This is a genomic window from uncultured Azohydromonas sp., from assembly GCF_937926365.1.
Lineage (GTDB): Bacteria > Pseudomonadota > Gammaproteobacteria > Burkholderiales > Burkholderiaceae_C > Azohydromonas.
In genome coordinates, this window is the sequence record NZ_CALAOH010000207.1 from 1 (window position 1) to 20,330 (window position 20,330).

At 70.1% G+C, this 20,330-nt stretch carries 19 protein-coding genes; 13 read left to right on the plus strand and 6 right to left on the minus strand.

Translation table 11 applies throughout. The annotated features are described in order from the left end of the window. Nucleotides 1–832 (plus strand): DnaB-like helicase C-terminal domain-containing protein (locus Q0741_RS22160; RefSeq protein ID WP_298235362.1); only part of this gene is annotated, 832 nt, incomplete at its 5' end. A gap of 37 nt (nt 833–869) precedes the next feature. Here Q0741_RS22160 and Q0741_RS22165 read toward each other — a convergent pair. Further along, the gene (locus tag Q0741_RS22165; RefSeq protein WP_298235363.1) at nt 870–1,910 is read right to left on the minus strand and encodes a LacI family DNA-binding transcriptional regulator; all 1,041 of its coding nucleotides are present in this window, start codon (nt 1,908–1,910) and stop codon (nt 870–872) included. A gap of 394 nt (nt 1,911–2,304) precedes the next feature. Between Q0741_RS22165 and Q0741_RS22170 the strand changes: the two genes are divergently transcribed. Continuing rightward, nucleotides 2,305–3,168, plus strand: a complete 864-nt coding sequence (locus Q0741_RS22170; RefSeq protein WP_298235364.1) for an amidohydrolase family protein — start codon at nt 2,305–2,307, stop codon at nt 3,166–3,168. A 404-nt stretch (nt 3,169–3,572) separates the two neighbouring features. On the opposite strand, the gene Q0741_RS22175 is transcribed toward Q0741_RS22170, so the two are convergent. Next, entirely contained in the window at nt 3,573–4,493 is a 921-nt protein-coding gene (locus tag Q0741_RS22175) for a LysR family transcriptional regulator (RefSeq protein WP_298235365.1), read from the minus strand. A 147-nt stretch (nt 4,494–4,640) separates the two neighbouring features. Here Q0741_RS22175 and Q0741_RS22180 point away from each other — a divergent pair, with 147 nt between their 5' ends. The 3 genes from Q0741_RS22180 (at nt 4,641) to Q0741_RS22190 (ending at nt 5,671) form a co-directional block, all read left to right on the plus strand. After that, nucleotides 4,641–5,018, plus strand: coding sequence for a cupin domain-containing protein (locus tag Q0741_RS22180; RefSeq protein ID WP_298235366.1), 378 nt, complete (start codon nt 4,641–4,643; stop codon nt 5,016–5,018). Between the two features lie 45 nt (nt 5,019–5,063). Next, a complete protein-coding gene (locus Q0741_RS22185) occupies nt 5,064–5,270 on the plus strand; it encodes a hypothetical protein (protein WP_298235367.1) in 207 nt (68 codons plus the stop codon). Nucleotides 5,271–5,371: 101 nt separating this feature from the next. Further along, nucleotides 5,372–5,671: a hypothetical protein gene (locus tag Q0741_RS22190; protein ID WP_298235368.1), complete on the plus strand. Its 300-nt coding sequence runs from the start codon at nt 5,372–5,374 to the stop codon at nt 5,669–5,671. A gap of 21 nt (nt 5,672–5,692) precedes the next feature. On the opposite strand, the gene Q0741_RS22195 is transcribed toward Q0741_RS22190, so the two are convergent. After that, a complete protein-coding gene (locus Q0741_RS22195) occupies nt 5,693–6,373 on the minus strand; it encodes a hypothetical protein (protein WP_298235369.1) in 681 nt (226 codons plus the stop codon). A gap of 95 nt (nt 6,374–6,468) precedes the next feature. Continuing rightward, entirely contained in the window at nt 6,469–7,044 is a 576-nt protein-coding gene (locus Q0741_RS22200) for a hypothetical protein (RefSeq protein WP_298235370.1), read from the minus strand. A gap of 236 nt (nt 7,045–7,280) precedes the next feature. Here Q0741_RS22200 and Q0741_RS22205 point away from each other — a divergent pair, with 236 nt between their 5' ends. Then, on the plus strand, nt 7,281–7,478 hold the full coding sequence (locus tag Q0741_RS22205; RefSeq protein ID WP_298235371.1) for a hypothetical protein: 198 nt from the start codon (nt 7,281–7,283) through the stop codon (nt 7,476–7,478). A gap of 418 nt (nt 7,479–7,896) precedes the next feature. On the opposite strand, the gene Q0741_RS22210 is transcribed toward Q0741_RS22205, so the two are convergent. Then, nucleotides 7,897–11,004, minus strand: a complete 3,108-nt coding sequence (locus tag Q0741_RS22210) for a condensation domain-containing protein (RefSeq protein WP_298235372.1) — start codon at nt 11,002–11,004, stop codon at nt 7,897–7,899. Between the two features lie 873 nt (nt 11,005–11,877). On the opposite strand from Q0741_RS22210, the gene Q0741_RS22215 reads away from it, so the two are divergent. The 5 genes from Q0741_RS22215 (at nt 11,878) to Q0741_RS22235 (ending at nt 17,356) form a co-directional block, all read left to right on the plus strand. Continuing rightward, nucleotides 11,878–13,113, plus strand: coding sequence for an alpha-hydroxy acid oxidase (locus tag Q0741_RS22215; RefSeq protein ID WP_298235373.1), 1,236 nt, complete (start codon nt 11,878–11,880; stop codon nt 13,111–13,113). Continuing rightward, on the plus strand, nt 13,110–14,078 hold the full coding sequence (locus Q0741_RS22220) for a tripartite tricarboxylate transporter substrate binding protein (RefSeq protein WP_298235374.1): 969 nt from the start codon (nt 13,110–13,112) through the stop codon (nt 14,076–14,078). The genes Q0741_RS22215 and Q0741_RS22220 overlap by 4 nt, the downstream gene beginning before the upstream one ends. Before the next feature lie 17 nt (nt 14,079–14,095). Beyond that, the gene (locus tag Q0741_RS22225) at nt 14,096–15,337 is read left to right on the plus strand and encodes a CoA transferase (RefSeq protein ID WP_298235375.1); all 1,242 of its coding nucleotides are present in this window, start codon (nt 14,096–14,098) and stop codon (nt 15,335–15,337) included. Further along, nucleotides 15,337–16,248 carry an amidohydrolase gene (locus Q0741_RS22230; protein ID WP_298235376.1) on the plus strand — a complete coding sequence of 304 codons (912 nt, stop codon included), beginning with the start codon at nt 15,337–15,339 and terminating at the stop codon, nt 16,246–16,248. Before Q0741_RS22225 ends, Q0741_RS22230 begins: the two co-directional genes overlap by 1 nt. A gap of 184 nt (nt 16,249–16,432) precedes the next feature. After that, the gene (locus Q0741_RS22235; RefSeq protein ID WP_298235377.1) at nt 16,433–17,356 is read left to right on the plus strand and encodes a transcriptional regulator GcvA; all 924 of its coding nucleotides are present in this window, start codon (nt 16,433–16,435) and stop codon (nt 17,354–17,356) included. Between the two features lie 26 nt (nt 17,357–17,382). Here Q0741_RS22235 and Q0741_RS22240 read toward each other — a convergent pair whose 3' ends face one another. Next, entirely contained in the window at nt 17,383–18,162 is a 780-nt protein-coding gene (locus Q0741_RS22240) for an enoyl-CoA hydratase-related protein (RefSeq protein ID WP_298235378.1), read from the minus strand. A 200-nt stretch (nt 18,163–18,362) separates the two neighbouring features. On the opposite strand from Q0741_RS22240, the gene Q0741_RS22245 reads away from it, so the two are divergent. Together Q0741_RS22245 and Q0741_RS22250 are read left to right on the plus strand one after the other, a co-directional pair. Next, nucleotides 18,363–19,325 (plus strand): tripartite tricarboxylate transporter substrate binding protein, encoded by a 963-nt coding sequence (locus tag Q0741_RS22245; RefSeq protein ID WP_298235379.1) that lies wholly within the window; start codon nt 18,363–18,365, stop codon nt 19,323–19,325. 28 nt (nt 19,326–19,353) lie between these two features. Further along, nucleotides 19,354–20,238 carry an NAD(P)-dependent oxidoreductase gene (locus Q0741_RS22250; RefSeq protein WP_298235380.1) on the plus strand — a complete coding sequence of 295 codons (885 nt, stop codon included), beginning with the start codon at nt 19,354–19,356 and terminating at the stop codon, nt 20,236–20,238. The last annotated feature ends 92 nt before the right edge of the window (nt 20,239–20,330 follow it).

A 20,330-nucleotide genomic window follows, 5' to 3' on the forward strand; every position in this document is an offset into this window, starting at 1 on the left:
GGCCCCGGCCGTGCCCGCGCCCTTCGAGGTGCTGACGCGCCTGCTGCGCGGCGGCTGGCGGGCCGGCCGGCTGCACCTGCTGCTGGCGCCGGCCGAAGCCGGTGCGGCGACGCTGGCGGCCCTGGCGCTGGAGCGGGCGGCGGCCCACGGGCATCCAGCCCTGTACGTGGGCTACACGCTGGCGCGCGAGCAATTCGTGTCGGCCGCCCTGGCGCGGCGGCTGGGGCTGGAGGCTTGGCGTATCGAGGCCGGGGCGCTGTCCGCGGACGAGGCTGGGCGCGTGGCCGCGGGCCTGGAGGCCTATCTCGCGCAACTCGGCCGCCATCTGGAGATCTGGGAGGCCGCGCCGGTCACCACGCTGTCCGAGGTGGCGGCGTGGGTCGTACAAGCCCGGGCCAACGCCCCCGGACGCACGCCGCTGGTGGTGATCGATCCGCTGCACCTGGTTTGCTCCGGCCTGGCCGCCGTCGATGCCCATCCGGATGCCGCGCACCGGGTGGTGGCGCAGGCGGCGGCCTGTAAACACCTGGCGCGCGGCGCGGGCGCCGCCGTGATCGCCTTGATGCCCTGGCAGCGGCCCTCGGCCCAGGGCGGAGGGGGGGACATCGAGCGCCTGGTGCCGCTCCTGGGCGCGTCAGCCGATGCCGTGCTGGCCTTGCAGGCGCAGGCGCCGACGTCCCCTGGCCAGGGCACGGGGCAGGGCGGTGCGGGTGCCGCCACGCGGCTGCTTCGCTTGTCGCTGCTGGATCGCCCGGGCAGTGCGGACGCGGTGCGGCTGCTCTACGCCCCGGCGTCGCAGGCGATGGAGGAGGCGGCAGCGGCGGTGGGCTGAGGTCCACGCCGCCTCGGGGCCGGAACTCCGTTCTGGTTCAGCAGCTTTCGGCCGTCGCCGGTTGCCGCAGTGGCGCGTCGGTCGCACCGGGCACGAGCACCGGTTGGGCCAGGTGCTGCAGGCGTTGCGCCGGCAGGCCGGCCAGCAACTCCAGCACCAGGCGCGCCAGGATGGCGCCGCTTTCCGCAGCACCGGGCGGCACCACGGCCGTGACGGGATAGGGCAGCGCCAGTGCCTCGGACACGTCGTCGCAGACGATCAGCGACGGGCCCTGGCCGGGCTGCCAGCCGCGGTCCACGAGCTCGCGCAGCGCGCCGGCGGCAGCGGGCGCGTTGTCCACCAGCAGCGCCGTGGGCGGCTGTGACGCCGCCAGCAGCCGGCGCACGGTCTCCCGGCCGCCGGCCGCGTCCGCGGAGGACTCGAGTTGCAGGGCCGGATCGGGAACCAGGCCGGCGGCGCGCAGGGCGTCCAGGTGGCCTTCAAGGTGTAGCGCGGCGACGCGGCTGCTGTCGCAGGCCCGGATCAGCGCGATGCGCCGGTGTCCGAGCTCCAGCAGCCGCTCGGTGGCGATCCGGGCGCCGGCCTCGTGGTCCACGTCGAACCAGGCATGGGGCGCGGCGTCGGGGCTGCGTCCGCAGGCCACGAAGGGAAAGCCGCGCTCTTGCAGGAAGCGGATGCGCTCGTCCTGCGGCCGGGCGTCGGCCACGACCAGCGCGTCCACGCTGCGCGCGCTGGTGAGGCGGCGGTAGACGTCGAGCTCGGTGTGCCGCCGCGTCGCGGCGATGAGCAGTTCCATGTGGGCTTGGGCCAGCCCGTCCGCCAGGCCGCCCAGGATGTCGACGAAGCGCGGGTCGCCCAGCGTGCCCGTGCCCAGGGGTTCGACCAGGCCCACGGCTTCGGCGCGCCCGGTGGCCAGCCGCCGCGCCGTGGGATCGGGCTGGTAGCCCAGGGCCTGGGCCGCCTCACGCACGCGCTGGCGTGTTGCCGGGCTCACGTCTGAATAGCCCGACAGGGCCCGTGACACCGTGGTTTGCGACAGCCCGAGCGACTGCGCCAGCAACTTCAAGTTCACCTTCACGCCTCCTCCTTTTCTTTCCCCACATGACAGATTTTTTGCTGTTTTTGTCATAAAGCGGTTTGGATCGTAGCGGGCGCGCATGGCATGCATAGGTGTGGAAACGTGCATTAGTGCATGCGTCCAGCGGCTTCGCCGTGCAGCCGTACCCAGTGTCGGACACGCGGCGCCTTGCCCCGGGAAGCCGGTCCAGCGGAGGGAGGTGTTTGCAAAATATTTAATTAGATTAATGATATGAGCTCAGTGAGGCACACTTGTGTACCGGTGTTTGGTACTGATTGATCACTTTGGTGACACTGATTTATCAGGGGAATCCCGCTCTCATACGGTTAATAAAGTTAATAAGATGTGGTCGGAAACGGCTGGCGGCCCGCCTTGCCCATGAACAGGACACGCCATGGACCTCGACAAGCTCATTGCCATCGACATCCACACCCACGCCGAGGTGTCGTGCTGGAACCCCTTCGACAACTACGGCGAGGAGTACGACCGTGCCGCGGACAAGTACTTCAAGAACGGCAAGCGCCCCACCATCGCCGAGACCGTCGCCTACTACCGTGAGCGCAACATCGGGCTGGTGATGTTCACGGTGGACGCCGAGGCCAAGCTGGGCCGCCGGCGCATCCCCAACGAGGAGATTGCACAGGCCGCGCGCGAGAACGCGGACATGATGATTTGTTTCGCCAGCATCGACCCGCACAAAGGGAAGATGGGCGCGCGCGAGGCGCGGCGCCTGATCGAGGAGGAGGGCGTCAAGGGCTTCAAGTTCCACCCGACGGTGCAGGACTTCCTCCCGTACGACCGCATGGCCTGGCCCATCTACGACGTGATCGCCGAGTACAAGCTGCCGGCCATCTTCCACAGCGGGCATTCGGGCATCGGCAGCGGCATGCGCTGCGGCGGCGGGCTCAAGGTCGCCAACTCCAACCCGATGCTGCTGGAGGAGGTGGCCATCGACTGGCCCGATATCGAGATCGTCATCGCACACCCGAGCTGGCCCTGGCAGGACGAGGCGCTGTCCCTGGCGCTGCACAAGCCCAACATCTGGATCGACCTCTCGGGCTGGAGCCCCAAGTACTTCCCGCCCCAGCTGGTGCAGTACGCCAACTCGCTGCTCAAGGACCGCATGCTCTTCGGCAGCGACTACCCGCTCATCAGCCCCGAGCGCTGGATGAAGGATTTCGACGAGGCCGGCTTCAAGCCGGAGGTCAAGCCGCTGATCTTCAAGGACAACGCGGCGCGGCTGCTGCGGCTGCGCTGAACCGGCCACCGCGCCCAGTCCTGAAAGCCCCGCTCGGGGCTTTTTTCTTGTCGCCCGCCCGCGTGGATCTGCCGGGCATGCAAATCCCCTGCAGCTGTGGACCACCTTGTGGGGTGGCTGAGGATGATGTCTCCAGCCCTCAGGACGCTATCGCCAAGTCACGACAACATACACGCAACTTCTTCAGCGCCAAGGGGCTTTTCCGAGAGAAGGCGCGTGCTCGAAGCCCCGTTCCTGTCTCGCTCTTTGGCTCTCTTCAATGCCCTGTCACGGGACGCTCGGGCAGGGCATGGCCAAGGCGAGAGTGGCATAGGGAAGTGCTTCTCGGAGTGATGTTGTAGAATTCAGGTTTCTTGTATGTTGTATTTAGGTTGAGGAACAGGCGTTCGATGGGGTGGCGGCCTTCAGTCGGCACGGCCACTGCTGCCGGCCGGATCGCTCCGCAGCGCCGCCAGGGCGTCCAGCGCCGCACGCACCCGCGCCGGCAACAGCCGGCCGCCCGGAACCACCGCGCTGATGGGCAGCGGCTCGGGCCGGCAGTGGGGCAGCAGTTCGACCAGTTCGCCCCGGGCCAGCGCCGCGGCGGCCATGTAATCCGGCACCTGGCACAAGCCCAGTCCCAGCCGCGCCGCTTCCACCATGCCTTCGCCATCGTTGGTGCGTGCAACGACCTGGGGCGGCGCCATTTCCACCACGCGCTCGCCATCGCGGAACTGCCAGGGCCGGAGCCGCCCGCTGCTGGGCATGCGAAAGGCAATGGCGGTGTGCATGGACAGCGCCGCCACGTCGCCCGGCGTGCCGTGGGCATCCAGGTAGGCGGGGCTGGCGCACAGCACCAGCGCCTGCTGGTCGATGCGCCGAGCCACCAGCGAGGAGTCCTCCAGCCGGCCCACGCGCACCGCCAGGTCGATGCCTTCCTGCACCAAGTCCACCAGGCCGTCCTGCAGCCGCACGTCCAGGCGCAGCGCCGGATGCCGCTGCACCAGCCGTGCCAGCACTGGCAGCACCACCTGCTTGCCGTAGCAGATCGGCAGGTTCACGCGCAGCGTGCCCGAGGGCTCCAGGCGCGTGCCGGCAGCCTCGGCGCGCAGTTCCTCCATCTCGGCCAGCAGCCGTTGGCAGTGCGCGTACAGGCGCTCGCCGTCGGGCGTGAGCGTCACCTGCCGCGTGGTGCGGTGGAACAACCGCACGCCCAGTTCGGCCTCCAGCCGCGCCACCGCCTTGGCCAGCGTCGAAGGCACCGTGCCCAGCGCCCGCGCCGCGGACGCGAAGCTGCCGTGGCGGGCGGTTTCGGCAAAGGCGACGTACTGGTGCAGTCCGTGCATGGAGCGCCTCCCCATTGAGGAACAGACGTCCTCAGTGTCTTGCCAGTGCCGAGGCTTCCACCATGCCATTCACACGAGGACACTGCCTTGTGTCCGAGGCGCCGCGGGGACCCGTCCACCGCCAGCCCCCTTGCGCAGGAGACCGCCATGACCGTCCTCGCCCAACCGCACCCCGTTCCCACCGCTCTGCCCGGCATCGCGCACGCCACCTGGGCCGGCCGCGACGATGGGCTCAACCAGCTCAGCGCCTGGCGCCAGTCGCTGGCTCCGGGCGCGGCCACGCCGCCGCACAGCCACGACTGTGACGAACTGGTGTTCTGCCTCTCCGGCCACGGCGAGGCCCATGCCGATGGCCAGGTGTTCGCCTTCGGCCCGGACAGCAGCGTGGCGCTGCCGCGCGGCGGCACGCACCAGCTCTTCAACACAGGCAGCGAGCCGCTGGAATTGCTGGCTGTCTTCGCTGCCACGCCAGTGGAGACCCGGTTGCCGGACGGCCAGGCGATCGCGCTACCCTGGCGGAGTTGAGCCGCCCCGGCGCGGGGCGCACAAGCCGACTGAAGGAGTGCATCGATGGAAAAACGGCTGGCCCTGGTGCTGCTGGAGCAACAGCACAGTGCCTGGACACCCAGGCCCTTGGCGAAAACGCAGCAGGCCGGGCGCACCGTGCCGTCCCTGTTCTCGCCCTGGGACGTGTTCCAGACACTGGCCGAGACCTGGGTGCGGCTGCTGACAGGCCTGTGGAGCTGGTTCGGCACCCCCTTGCTTCGGGGCACCTGAAGCTTTCCGAGGCGGATTTGCCCGTCACCACGGGATTTCCCGCAGCTCCTGGGCATCGGTATTGCATTGGACGAGGCCTGCTTCACTACCGCACCCAGCCAATGCATCGTCTTCCCGAGTCCATTCCCGTGGCCCCTGCGTCCCCGGCCTGCATGGAGTTGCGCCGCCGCCTGGGCGATCTCCAGATCCGGCGCGCTCCCGCGGACCCGACGGCGCAAGCCATCCGCATCGGCATCGAGGACGAGCAGGGCGCGCTGATGGACGTGGTCGAGACCACGCGGCTGGTCGAAGCCGTCAAGGTCTTCGAGCTGCTGGGCGAGCTGGGCTGGCAGCCGCGCGAAGGCCGTGCCCGGGGCCGCGACGGCCGGCCGCTGGTGCGCAGCTACCGCCACCGCGGCTGAGGCGGCCGCTCCTTTTCGGGCTCAGGCCGCCACGGCCTGGTCCAGCACCGGGATCAGCTCCCAGCTCGGCACCCCCTGCTCGGCGGGCTTGAAGGTCAGCTCGATACGCACCTCGCCCACCTTCTCCAGCAGCCGCTCCTCGCCGATGCCGTGGCCCAGTGCCAGCATCGCGATCACCGAACCCGGACTGCCGCGATCCTGCGGCGTCACCGCCTGCCAGGGCACGAAGCACTGGATGTCATGGCACTCGGCGTGCTGCGCGCTCGGCGCCGCCACGTAGCGGATGTCGGACAGCTTCACCGACTTGCCGGCCACCTCGACTTCCGAGGCTTGAATCACTTCCGGCGGCATCGGCGGCCGGAACGCCCGCACGTTCAGCCCCGCCGGCAGCGCCGGCGCCGCGGCCACCAGCTCGCGCACCGCGTCCGCCCCCGAACGATTGCCGTCGCAGGTGACGAGGATTTCCAGCTGGCTGCCTTCGGGCGGCGAGATCGGGTTGAACTCCACGCCCAGCTCCTTGTGGAACTGCTGCGCCGCCTTGCCCAGCACGGGCGCCAGGTCGTAGAGCTGCTGGGTCGCGGCGTCACGCGTGGCCGGGTCCGACAGCGCCTGCGCCGTGGCCTGCAGGCTCTTCACATGGCCCTGGACCACGGCCCAGAACTTCGCGGCCTTTGCCTTGGTCAACGCTCCACCCTTGCTCATCACGACGCTCCTTCCCCTGGGAATCTCCAAAGGGGCGCAGGATACCCGGCGCGATGCCAGGGGCCTCCCGCCGTCACGCCGCCCGATGACGCGGCTCAAGCGTCCGCGGGAACGAGGGCAGTGGCCGCTTCCGTGCCCGGCCGTGCCGGCGCCGGCTTGAGGATCTCAAAACCGCAGCCCGGGTGCAGGCAGAAGCTCGCACGCTCGCCGGCCGGCTTGCCGTTGACCAGCACCCGGCCGCTCACGCCCAGTACGACTTCGGTACGCCCGCGCACGTGCTCGACGGTGAATCCCTCCACCTTCAGCGTCGCCTGCTCGATGCGCCGCGGCAGCCGCTCCTCGTCGAAAGCCGCGTCCAGCCGTGAGCCGTACAGCGGGTAGCGCAGCACGATACTCGCACCCGGCTCGATGCCCAGCTTGGAGAAATGCGCCAAGGCCAGCGCCTGTGCCTCCTCGCCGCGCTCGCTCACTTGGCGGCGCAGTTCGGACAGCGCGGCGTCCAGGTGCTGGCCCACCGGTGCCAGCGCTTTCTTCGGTACGGCGTCGCAGGAAAAGACCATGCCGCGAGCTTGGTCAAGCTGCGATTCCAGGTGTTCCAGCACCGTGCGCAATTGGGACAGGGCATACACGGAGGTCTTGAGCTTGGGGGAGAGTTTTTTCAGAGTGGGCATGAGCACGGCACCGGCAAGCACCGGCGGAGGCTGAACGTGAAATCTTCTGCAGTTATCTAACGTCAAGTCAGGGAAAAACCGCCGCGACGGCGGCGACTATGCCGCCTAGGATGCAGGCAGCTGCTTGGAACGTGAATTGCTTTGAGGCGACGCCATGGCGCTTCGCCACTGCGGTGGGTGCTCCAGCTGCATCAAAGCCCTCTTGGGCTGCCCTTCAACACTCTGCTGACGACACGATGGATACCCTACAGACCTCCACCGACTGCTGCAGCGGCTCGCACCCCGAATACGAAAAAGCGATGGCGGATCTCGAACGCCGTGCCGCCCGTGGCGAAGTAACACTGGCCCAGGCGCGCCACGAGATTTTCGCCCTTCGCGAGCGCTATACCGCCGGCATGCCGCTGGCGCAGTACCGCCGCTGCGACACGCACTGAGCGGCCCGGCGCTGATGGCGGCCCGGGCTGCCGCAGCCCGCGTCGGCCGCGCGGCGCCTTCCCCGACGCCGCTTTCCCTGCGCTGACCCCACCACCGCCAGACACGGCCTCACCCAGGGCCCACGCCGGCGGCGCGGGTGCATCGGTGTTTCTCCTGCTCCACGCTGGCACACCTGCCGTCCATCTTTGTCAGCAGTGGGCCGGTTCCGGGCTGACGTACTTGCCTGTGTACTTGCGCGCCCTGGACCGTAGAGTACGCAACCAATTTCACATAAGAGCCATTGGCGGAACAACCGGTGGAATGCACCAGCGCAATTCCATGGTCCAGTGTCTAGGGCAGGATGACACCATCGTTGCGTGGTCATCTCTTGGTAGCAACGCAGGCGCCGCGGTTTGAGCATGGCCGCCGGCGCGCCTCTCAGTTCTCCATTCCCGGCAACTCCTCCACGCGGCCCTCCGTCCCCGCCACGAAGGCGTCGAGCAGATCGCGCAGTTGCTGCGCCATCCGCGCCGCGCTGGCGGCCTCGAACAGCCCGGCGTCGTAGTCGATGAAGCCGTCCAGCGCCGCCGCGGCGCCCGGCGCCGAGGCACAAAGCTCGACGTGCAGGTCCAGACTGGCCACGGGCATGGGCAGCGCCAGGCGGGAGACGCGCGTGCCGTCCAGTTGGAGCAGCGGCAGCGGCGCGTCGTACACGGCCAGCAGCACGTCGAAGACCGGATGGCGGCCCGGCGCGGCCTGCAGCCTCGCGTCCTCCACCATCTGCGCGAAGGGATAGTCTGCATGCGCCAGCGCCTCGGCCACGGCCTGCGCCGCCTGCTCCAGCAGCGCGCGGCAACGCATGCCGGGCTCCACCCGCAGGCGCAGCGGCACCAGGTTGCGATGCGGGCCCACCTGTCCGGCCAGGCCGTGACGCTCGCGCGCCGGCATGGGCACGCCGATGACCAGGTCGTCCTGGCCGCTGTGGCGCTGCAGCAGCACCGCCACCGCCGCCAGCGCCACCGCCAGCCGGGCCTGCGGCGCCGGCCCGCCGCTGCCCGCGGGTAACGCCACGCGGTCGGCCGTGCGCCACGCCTGGGCGCGGCGCGGGTGGTCGGTGCGCAGCTGCAGCGGCTTCACGCCCTCCAGCCGCTGCAGCCAGTAATCACGGTGCGCCTCGAAGCCGCCACGCGCGATCTGCGCCTGCTGCCACAGCGCGAAGTCCCTGAAGCGCAATGCCGACGCCGGGGCCAGCGCGCACGCGGCGGCATCGGCCTCCTGCGGCGAGCGGCGCGTGGCACGGTAGGCCGCCTCCAGGTCCGCGGCCACGAGGCTGGCGGACCAGGCATCGCCGACGATGGGATGGGCCGCCACCACCAGCAGATAACGCTCCGCTGGCGCGGGCACCGCCTTGATGCAGGCCAGCCGCCACAACGGTCCCCGCATCAGGTCGAAGGACCGTTGCGCGATCGCCTCCGCCTGCAGCGCCGCGCGCGCCAGCGCATCGGCCTCGTCCGTGCCCTGCACGGCATGGCGTTCCAGCACGCACGGCACCACGGCCAGCACCCGCTGGCGCGGGCCCTGCGGGCCGTCCACGATCACCGTGCGCAGCGCCTCGTGGCGCAGGGCCACGGCCTGCCAGGCCCGCTCCAGGGCCGCCATGTCCAGCGCGCCCTCCACCCGGAAGGCATCGACCACGGATTCGGCCGTCTGGCCCAGCTGCAGGCGCTCGCGGCGCCACAGCGCGCGCTGCGCCGCCGACAGCGGCACGTCGCCATCGGCGCGCGGGCTGCGCGCCAAGTGCTCCTCGCCGCCCTCCACCCGGGCCGCCAGCGCCGCCGGTGTGCGCGCGGCGTAGAGGTCGCTCAGGCGCAGCGAGGCCGCGAACTCCTGGTTGACCGCGCCCACCAGGCGCATCGCCAGCGGGCTGTCGCCGCCGCAGTGGAAAAAGTTGTCCTGGGCCCGCACCGGGCGCCCCAGCACCTGCGCCCACACCGCCTCCATGCGCGCCAGCACGTCGGCGTCCACCACCGGCCGCACGGCAGGCGCCGGGGCCGGAACGGCCCGGCGCGGCGCCAACTCGGGCGCCGCGGCATTGGGCACGGCAGGCGTGAGCAGTTCCAGCGACAGGTCCGGCTGCGCCAGCCCCTCCACCAGCACGGTGCGCAGCAGCCAGGCCAGCACGGCCAGCCGCGCGGGACCGCAACTGGCGCTGCGCGAGCGCAGCAACAGCTCCCAGCCCTGGGCCGTGGGCTGCAGCCACACGCCCAGGCCGAAGGGCCGGCTGGCGCGGAAGTCCACCGCGCTCAGCATCACGGTCTCGTCCACCGGCTGCGCGAGCTCGCTGCCGGGCCACTGCGGCAACAGCAGCAGGTGGTCCACCAGGTCCGAGGCGCACAGGCCTTCCACGCTCACCGCGTCGGACAGTGCGCCCGGCGGCACCGCCTGGGCCTCCAGCGCCTCGTTGCGCACCCGCGCCAGCAGCGTGCGCAAGCCCTCGCCGGGCTGCCAGCACACGCGCACCGGCACGGTGGTCATCAGCATTCCCACCAGGCGCTTGATGCCCGGCAGCGGCGCATCGCGGCCGTCCAGTTCGGTGCCGAAGATCACGTCGCGGCGTCCACGCGACCAGGCCACTGCCACGCCCCAGGCCGCCAGCAGCAGGTGGTGCAGCGTCGCATGGGTGGACTCCGCCAGTGCCGTGGCCGCCTCCAGCAGCGGGCCTTCGAGCGCGACGCGCTCCGTGGCCTCCGGCATGGCATCGGTGCCCTGCCCGGTGCCCACGCCCAGCGTGGCACCGGCATCCAGACCGGCCAGCGCGGCCTGCCAGTGGCGCCGCGCGGCCATCGGGTCGCGCGCCAGGCGCCAGCCGTGCCAGTCCGCCAGCGCGGGCACGGGTGCCATCGGCGCAGCATCGCGGCGGTAGGCCTGCAGCACCTCTTCCAGCACCACGGCCACGCTGCGGCCGTCGAGCATCAAGTGGTGGAAGCTCCACAGCAGCCAGTGGCGCTGCGGGCCGGCGCGCAGCAGGCGCAGCCGCATCGGACGCTCGCGGTGAGGCTGGAAGGGGCGTCCCAGGTCGCGCGACAGCTCGGATTCGATCACCGGCGCCAGCACCTCGTCGGGCATCGTCTCGCTGCCGATGACCACCACGTCCAGCTTCGGCGGCTCGCGGTCCGGCACCAGGTGCAGGGGCTGCGAGACACGGTCCCAGGCGAAATGCCCGCGCAGCGCGTCATGGCGCGCCACCACGTGGCCCCAGGCCCGGCGCAGCCGGGCGGTGTCCAGCACGCCGTCGAAGCGCGCAAGCAATTGCTGGTGGTACGCCGAGCCGCCCGCGACCAGGGCGTGATGCAGCATGGTCTGCTGCAGCGCCGTGAGCGGGTGCGCCTGCAGCGGGCTCACACCGTCCGCCAGCGCTGGCCCGGACTCCAGGCCCCAACCACTCGCCTGTCCGCCGCGGGCAGCGGGCGGCCTGGAGGCCACCCGGCCAGCGAGCACGGCATCGCCCCGCGATGGCACCGTGTCCACGACTGGGGTCTTCGTCATGACATGTACTTCCCTCATACGTCAGCCAATCCGGTTGCGCACCACAGGCAGACGTCGTCGTCCGGCATGGCCGTCCCCTCGGGACGCCACGGGAATCCGCCTGCCTTGCTGCGCCGCGGGCGACAAAGCCCGGTTCCAGTAGTTCGGATCAAGCCACTGTAACTAAATGGAACCCGCTTCAAGTTCCGTGACTTTTGGGGCAAAGAACCGGTCGCCGTTCAAAACGGTCGCCGCAGCGCCGGTGGCGGGCTGCGCGGCTTGCGGGTCGAACACCGGCACCCGCGCAGATCAAGGCGGAGCTGCCGCAGGGGGCGCTCATCGTGAAGGAGTCGGGGGCGACGGTGGATTGAAGCTCGTGCTCAAGGAGGTGTTGGTCAGGCCGCAAGCCAAGGCACCCCGCGTACCGCCGCGCCATTCCCGCGCAGGCGCGCTGCTGTCCGGGAAAGTTGGAAACCGCTTCGCATCGCCGGCTACAACGCAGGCCGCCGCCCACCCCGTCGTCATCCCGGCGAAAGCCGGGATGACGATGTCTTTTCCACGGCCAGCCCCACGGCGCGCGAGGCGTTCTGACGTCGCAACTTTCCCCGGACAACAGTGCGCGAAGACGGGAATCCAGGCAGCTCCACGTTGAGCGCGAAGGTGGAACCGGCACGCTGCGCCGCCAGTGAAGATGACTACGCAACCGACCCGGCGCAAGCCGCGTGGCGGTTGTTCGCTTCATCCGGCGCCCAGCGGCCTCCGCGCCGCGCCAGCCAGGGCACGAAATCGCCGCGGCCGTGCCCGAATTTTTCTTGAAGCGCGCCCTAGAACATTTCGTTTTGCCCGGATGAGACCCCCTCCTAGACTGGCCTGCAGTACTTACCGACAGTGCTCATGCCCGTCATCACCTGCATCGAAGACCTTCGCACGCTGGCCCGAAAGCGCGTGCCCCGCATGTTCTACGAATACGTGGACGGCGGCTCCTGGACCGAAGGCACCTACCGCGCCAACGAGCGCGACTTCCAGTCGATCCTGCTGCGCCAGCGCGTGGCGGTAGACATCTCGCAGCGCAACACGCGCACGCGCATGCTGGGCCAGGAGGTGGCGATGCCCGTGGCCATCGCGCCCACGGGCCTCACCGGAATGCAGCATGCCGACGGCGAGATTCTCGCGGCCCGCGCCGCCAAGCGCTTCGGCATCCCGTTCACGCTGTCCACGGTCAGCATCTGCTCGCTGGAGGACGTGGCCGAAGGCACCGACGGGCATCCCTTCTGGTTCCAGCTCTACGTGCTGCGCGACCGGGCCTTCATCGAGCGGCTGATCGACCGCGCACGCGGGGTCGGCTGCTCGGCCCTGGTGCTGACGCTGGACCTGCAGATCAGCGGCCAGCGCCACAAGGACCTGCGCAACGGGCTGTCGGTGCCGCCCAAGCTCACGCTGCGCAACCTGGTCAACATGGCGAGCAAGCCGCGCTGGGGCCTGGGCATGCTCGGCACGTCGCGCCGCACCTTCCGCAACATCGTGGGCCATGTGCAGGGCGTCGAGAACATGAGCTCGCTGGCCGAGTGGACCGCGCAGCAGTACGACCCGACGCTGAACTGGGAGGACGTCGCCTGGATTCGCAGGCGCTGGCCCGGCAAGCTGATCCTCAAGGGCATCCAGGACGTGGAGGACGCGCGCATGGCCGCCGCCAGCGGCGCCGACGCGCTGATCGTCTCCAACCACGGCGGGCGCCAGCTCGACGGTGCGCCGTCATCGATCCGCGCGCTGCCCGCCATCGTGGAGGCCGTGGGCCACAGGATCGAAGTCCACATGGATGGCGGCATCCGCTCCGGCCAGGACGTGATGAAGGCCATCGCGCTCGGCGCCAAGGGCACCTACATCGGCCGCTCGATGCTGTACGGCCTGGCCGCCCTGGGCGAGCAGGGCGTGAGCAAGGCGCTGGAGATCATCCACAAGGAGCTCGACCTGACGATGGCCTTTTGCGGCTGCACCGACGTCGCCCAGGTCGATCAGGGCGTGCTGCTGCCCGGCACCTATCCCCTCCCCGCGCCGGCCACGCCTTGGCCCGCCGCCAGCCGCGCCGGCTCGCGCGCCCACCCACAAGACCACCTGGAGACAACCTCATGAAGCCCTACCGACGCCGCCTGCTGGGCGCGGCCGCAGCGCTGTGCGCGCTGCTGTCCGCCCCCGCCTTCGCCCAGGACCGCTACCCCGGCCGCAACATCGAGCTGGTGGTGCCCTACGCCGCCGGCGGCGGCGCCGACGCCATGGCGCGCGCCTTCTCGGCCGCGGCCGTCAAGCACCTGCCGCAGAACATCATCGTGCTCAACAAGCCCGGTGCCGCGGGCGTGCTGGGCTGGAACGACGTGATCCATGCGCGGCCCGACGGCTACAAGCTGGCGCTGACCACGGTCGAGGTCACCTTCCTCGACCAGGTCGGCCTGGCCAAGTTCTCCTGGGATGCGCTCAAGCCGATCGCCCGCCTCAACGCCGACCCGGCCGTGGTGGCGGTACGCGCCGATGCGCCGTACAACACGCTCGAAGCCTTCCTGGAAGCGGCGCGCAAGCCCGGCGCCAGCATCCGCATCGGCAATGCGGGCATCGGGTCGATGTGGCACCTGGCCGCGGCGGCGCTGGCCGACAAGACGAAGACCGAGTTCGTCCACATCCCCTTTGGCGGCGGCGGCCCGGCGGTGCTCGCGCTGCTGGGCGGCCATGTCGAGGCCGTGACCGTCAGCACGCCGGAAGTGGCGGCACAGGTGGCCGCGGGCAAGCTCAAGGCACTGGGCGTGATGGCGGCCGAGCGCGTCAAGGGCTTCGACAGCGTGCCCACGCTGAAGGAGCGCGGCATCGACCTGCAGCTGGGCACCTGGCGCGGCATCGCCGTGCCGAAGAACACACCCCCCGAGGTCGTGAACGTGCTCAAGGGAGCCGTGGCCAAGACCATGCAGGAGCCGTCCCTGCGCGAACGCATGGAGCAGCTGCATTTCAGCACCGACACCTACCTGGACAGCGCGGCCTTCGAGGCCAGCATGGCCCGCGAGAGCGCCTACATCAAGGACCTGCTGACCCGCGTCAGCCTGAAGCAGTGAACACGATCCCGACCGCAATGAACCCGATGCAACCTCTCTCCAAACTCAAGGTGCTGGACGTGAGCCAGATCATGGCCGGCCCGTTCTGCTGCATGCTGCTCGGCGACATGGGGGCCGACGTGATCAAGGTCGAGGCGCCGGGCACCGGCGACCAGACGCGGCGCGCCATGGGCTTTCGCCTCAAGGGCGAGGACAGCGGCGGCTTCCTCGCGCTCAACCGCAACAAGCGCAGCGTCGAGATCGACCTGAAGAACCCCGCCGGGCTGGAGGCGTTCTACGAGCTGGTCAAGGGCGCCGACGTGCTGGTGGAGAACAACCGCCCGGGCGTCGCGCAGCGGCTGAAGATTGACTATGCAACGCTGCGGGAGGTCAACCCGCGGCTGGTCTATGCCAGCGTCTCCGGTTTCGGCCAGACCGGCCCGTGGGCCAAGCGCCCCGGCCTGGACCTGATCGCCCAGGCCATGTCCGGCATGATGAGCGTGATGGGCCATCCGGGCATGCCGCCGGTGAAATCCAGCGTGCCGGTGGCCGACCTGGGCGCTGGCCTGTTTGCCGTCTACGGCATCCTGAGCGCGGTCATTGGGCGCGAGCACAGCGGACAAGGGCAGTACATCGACGTGTCGCTGTTCGAGACCGCGCTGGCGCTGTCGGTGTGGGAGTCCAGCGAGTTCTGGGGCACCGGCCAGCTGCCCGTGCCCATCGGCAGCGGCAACCGCATGAGCGCGCCGTACCAGGCGGTGCGCGCATCCGACCGCCACTTCGTGATCGGCGCGGCCAACCAGAAGCTGTGGACCAGCCTGTGCGAGGTGGTGGGCTGCGCCGAGCTGCTGCACGACCCGCGCTTTGCCGACAACGTGCTGCGCCTCAAGCACCGCCAGGCGCTGATCGAGGCGCTGGAGCAGCACTTCGCCCGCCGCACCGCCGACGAATGGGTGGAGGCCCTGCTGGCGGCTGGCGTGCCGGCGGCCCCGATCTTCGACTACGCGGAGGCGCTGTCCAGCGAGCAGGCCCAGGCACGCCAGATGGTGATGGACATCGAGCACCCGGTCGAAGGCGCCGTCAAGGCACTGGGCTTCCCCATCAAGCTCAGCGGCACGCCGCAACGGGTACGGCACCCGGCTCCCTTGCTGGGCCAGCACACGGAAGCGGTGCTGCGCGAGTTCGGCGTCGATGGCGAACGCCTGGCCGCGCTGCGCGCGCGCGGAGCCTTCGACCGGTTCGAAAGCCCCGGAAAGCCTGGCGCCTCGCCCCGGACGTGATGGAGCGCGAAGAGGCCGTCGCCAAGCCCTTCGTCGACGCCCACCAGCACTTCTGGGACATGGAGCGCAATCCGCATCCCTGGCTGCAGCACGAGCCGGTGGAGTTCCGCTATGGCGACTACTCGGCGCTCAAGCGCAACTACCTGCCGGCCGACCTGGCACGCGACACCCAGGGCTGCGCCCCGGTGAAGACGGTGCACATGGAAGCCGAATGGGAGCGTGCGGACCCGGTGGCCGAGACGCGCTGGCTCACGGCGCTGGCCGCGGCCACCGGCTGGCCGACGGCCTGCGTGGCGCACGCCACGCTGGACCGCGACGATGTGGAGGACGTGCTGGCGCGGCAGGCCGCGCATGCGCTGGTGCGCGGCATTCGCCACAAGCCGGTCACCAGCGCGCAGCCGCAGGAGGCGCGGCGCGGCCTGCCGGGCTCGATGGACGACGACCGCTGGCGGCGGGGCTACGCGCTGCTGGCCCGGCACGGCCTGTCCTTCGACCTGCAGGCGCCCTGGTGGGACCTGGACCAGGCCGCCGACCTCGCGCGCGACTTCCCCGGCACGCAGATCATCCTCAACCACACCGGCCTGCCGGCCGACCGCAGCGCCGACGGCCTGGCCGGCTGGCGGCAGGCCCTGGCCCGGCTGGCGCAGTGGCCCAACGTGGCGCTGAAAGTCTCGGGGCTCGGCCAGCGCGGCCTGCCGTGGCGGCCGGAAGCCAACGTGCCGGTGATCCGGGATGCGATCGCCATCTTCGGCGCCGAGCGCTGCATGTTCGCCAGCAACTTCCCCGTGGACAGCCTGGTGGCCGGCTACCGGACGCTGCTCGACGGCTTCATGACCGCGATCGCGTCGCGCCCGTCCACCGAGCGGCGTGCGCTGCTGCACGACAACGCGGTGCGGATCTACCGGCTCTGACGCCGCGGCACGCGGCAGCAGGACACACCAAGTCCCGGCCGCCGGCGGGGCACCCGCCGCCGGGCAGCGGGCGGTGGCATCCGACGGTTATCCTGCGGCCCCTGCAGGCATTTGCCCTGCAGGGGCCGCCGTTCCTGGCCGCGTCCGCCATCCCCCCCTCCCCGTTCACGTCCGTTTCGATCCTATGGTGCGACCGATCCCGCCCCTGAACCCGCTGAAGGCTTTCGAAGTCGCGGCGCGGCACTTGAGTTTCACCCGCGCCGCCGACGAGATGTTCGTGACGCCCTCGGCCGTCAGCCACCAGGTCAAGACGCTGGAGGAGAGCCTGGGCGTCACGCTGTTCATCAGGGACGGCAAGTCGCTGTCGCTGACGCCCGCCGGGCGCGCCTACCTGCCCGGGATTCAGCAGGCCTTCAAGCAACTGGCCCATGCGACGCAGCAGCTGCAGGCGCAGAACCAGCCCGTGCTCAAGATGAACGTGCCACCCACCTTCGCCGCCAAGTGGCTGATTCCGCGCATGGAGCGCTTCATGAAGGCCCATCCGGACATCGACCTCAAGGTGTCCACGTTGGCGCACATGGTGGATTTCGAGCGCGAGGACTTCGACCTGCAGGTGCGCTACGGCCGTGGGGTTTATCCAGGGCTGCATGCGGAAAAGTGCCTGCCGGTGGAGGTTTTTCCGGTGTGCAGTCCCGCGCTGCTGCATGGCGAGCATCCGCTGCGCGAGCCGGACGACCTGAAGTTCCACACCCTGCTGCACGACGACAGCACCTACTCCGACGGCAGCAACCCCGACTGGGCCATGTGGCTGCGCCATGCCGGCGTGGAGGGCGTGGATGCCAAGCGCGGCCCCTCGTTCTGGCCCAGCCATCTGGTGATCAATGCCGCCATCGACGGCCTCGGTGTCGCGCTGGCCAAGCGCAACTGGGTCGAGAAGGACCTGGCCCAGGGCCTGCTCGTGCGCCCGTTCAACATCAGCCTGCCGGTGGAGTTCGCGTACTACATCCTTTACCCCGAGGAGCGGAGCCAGGACCCGCGCATCCGGCTGTTCATGCAGTGGATGCGCGAGGAGGTCGCGCGAGACGAGGCCGGCGACGGGCCGCGTTGACCCGCGCGCCGCCCGCAAGCCCCACTTCAGCGGCCGGTGAACACCGGGCGCGTCTTCCGGCAGAAGGCCTGGTAGCCGATGCGGAAGTCCTCGGTGTCGAAGCAATCGAAGGCCTCGTCGAGTTCCTCGGCCGTCAGCGGCGAAGGCTGTTCGAGCCGGCGGGCGAACTTCTTGTGCCAGCTCTGCACCAGCGGCGCGCCCTGGCTGATGCGCCGCGCCGCGGACCGCACCTCGGCGGCCAGGTCTTCATCCTTCACGACGCGGTTGACCAGGCGTTTCTGCAAGGCTTCCTCGGCACCGAAGACGCGGCCTTCGAGCAGGATCTCCAGCGCGGTGGGCCGGCCTACCAGCCCGACGAGCGCGCTCATCTCGCCGTAGGACAGCACCAGGCCGAGACGGTTGACCGGGATACCGAAGCGGCTGGACTCGCCGCAGATGCGCATGTCGCACATGGAGGCGATCTCCAGCCCGCCACCGACGCAAGCGCCGCGGATCATGGCCAGCGTCGGGCGCCGGCAATGGGCAATGGACTCCATGGCGGCCTGCGTGACCTTCGCATAGGCACGGGCCTGCTCGGCGTTCAAGCGGGTGCGAGGGAACTCCTCGATGTCGGCCCCGGCGGAAAACGCGGTGTCGCCGGCGCCGCGCAGCACGATGCAGCGCACGCCGTCGTCGGCCGCCAGGCGGTTCATCGCGTCGGTCAACCCGCGCCACATGTCGAGGTTGACCGCATTCATCTTGCCGGGGTTGTTGAGGATGACGGTGGCGATGCTTTCGTCGATCTCGACCAGCACGGTGGAAGCCATGGAAGCACTGTCCTGTGGTGTTGAAGCGGGCCAGTCTAGGCAGGACCCGGGAACGCCCCCAAGCGAGAAATTCTTGGCCAAGGTTCAAGAAAAAGTCGTTTGGCCGGGCTCCACGCCGCTTCCTACACTGCCAGCCACATTCCAAGACGCACCGCCAGGCACGGTGACAACCCCTCAGGAGACAGACGTTGAAGCATGCAATGAACCGGCGCACCTTCGCCGCGGGCATCGCCGGCGCGCTTGCCGCGCCGATGATCAAGGCCCAGACCTTGCCCGCGGGGCCGATCCGCATCGTGGTCGGCTTCGCGCCCGGCGGCGGCACCGACGCGATGGCCCGCGCGATGGCACAGCGGCTCGGTGAGCTGTGGAAGGTGCCGGTGGTCGTGGAGAACCGTCCCGGCGCGGCGGGCGTCATCGCCGCCGAGTACGTGGCCAAGCAGCCCGCCGACGGCACCACGCTGCTGATGACCAACTTCAGCAACCATGCGGTGGCGCCGCACCTCTATCCCAAGATCGGCTACGTCGTCGAGCGCGACTTCGCCCCGATCATGCTGGTGGGCATCACGCCGTGCCTGCTCATCGGCCGTCCGTCGCAAGGTGCCAGGACCGTGAGCGACGTCGTCGAGCAGTGCCGTCAGCAGCCCGGCCGCATCAGCTTCGCCTCGGCGGGCAACGGCTCCGTGCAGCACATGGCGCTGGAGATGTTCAAGCTCAATGCCAAGGTGGACGCGGTGCACGTGCCCTACCGCGGCTCGGGCCCGCTGATGACCGACCTGCTGGGCGGCCAGGTGCAGTTCAGCTTCGAGACCATGCCCTCGGCCACGCCGCACATCTCCAGCGGCAAGGTCGTGGCGATTGCCCAGACGGGGCGCAAGCGCGCCGCGGCCCACGCCGGCGTGCCGACGATGGCCGAAGCGGGCTTCGCCGGCTTCGACGCGAGCACCTGGTATGGGCTGGTGGGCCCGGCCCAGTTGCCGGCCGCCCTGGCGCGGCGCCTGAACGAGGACTGCAACAAGGTGCTCGCGATGCCCGACATCGTGGAAAAGCTCGCCGCCAACGGCGCGGAGGACGGGGGCGGCTCGATCGAGAAGTTCGCGCGCTTCATCAAGTCCGAGAAGGACAAGTGGGGCGAAGTCGTGCGCAACGCAAAAATCAGCATCTGACGCGATGGACAGCGGGCAGCGCTCCGACATGAGCGGGAATCGGCCTCGGCTGGGGTTCATCGGCCTGGGCATCATGGGCACGCCGATGGCGTTGCGCCTGCTTGACCAGGGTTGGAGCGTGACCGCCTGGAACCTGGAGCCGGAGCGCCTGGCGCCGGCCGTGGCCTGCGGTGCCAGGGCGGCGGCCGACCCGGGCGAGGTGGCGCGGGCCAGTGACATCGTGCTGCTGTGCGTGCTGGACGCACACGCCGTGGAAGCCTGCGTCTTCGGGCCCCAGGGCGTCGCGGCGCACGCCAGGCACGGCACGCTGCTGGTCGACCACTCCACCATCCCGCCCGAGGCCACACGCGACTTCGCCACGCGGCTGGTGGACAGGGCCGGCATGCACTGGATCGATGCGCCCGTATCGGGTGGCCCGCTGCAGGCGCGCAACGGCACGCTGACCATCATGGCCGGGGGCGAGAGCGCGGCGATCGAGCGCGCCCGGCCGGTGATGAGCGATCTGGCGGCCAACTTCACGCACATGGGGCCGGTAGGTGCGGGCCAGACGGCCAAGGTCATCAATCAGGCCATCGTCGGCGCCGGCTTCGTGCTGATGGCCGAGGCCCTGACGCTGGCCGAGCGCGCCGGCATCGCCGCCGCCGAGCTGCCCGCATGCCTGGCAGGCGGGCTGGCCGACAGCGCGCTGCTGCAAAAGGTCTATACGCAGATGCAGGCCCGGGACTTCGAGCCACCGCGCGGCTACGCCCGCCAGTTGCTGAAGGACCTGGATGCGGTGCTGGCGTTCTCTGAGGGCCTGGAACTGGACCTGCCGCTGGTGCGTGCCGCCGCGGCGCGTTATGCCGAGTACGTGGCCCGCGGCCAGGGCCTCAGCGACACCGCCTCGATCGTCCGCCTTTACGAAGGCAAATAGGCAGCAAAAAAGCAAAACGCCCCAGCCATATTCTGGCCGGGGCGTTTGCTGGGATATTAGCCTGACGATGTCCTACTTTCACACGGGAATCC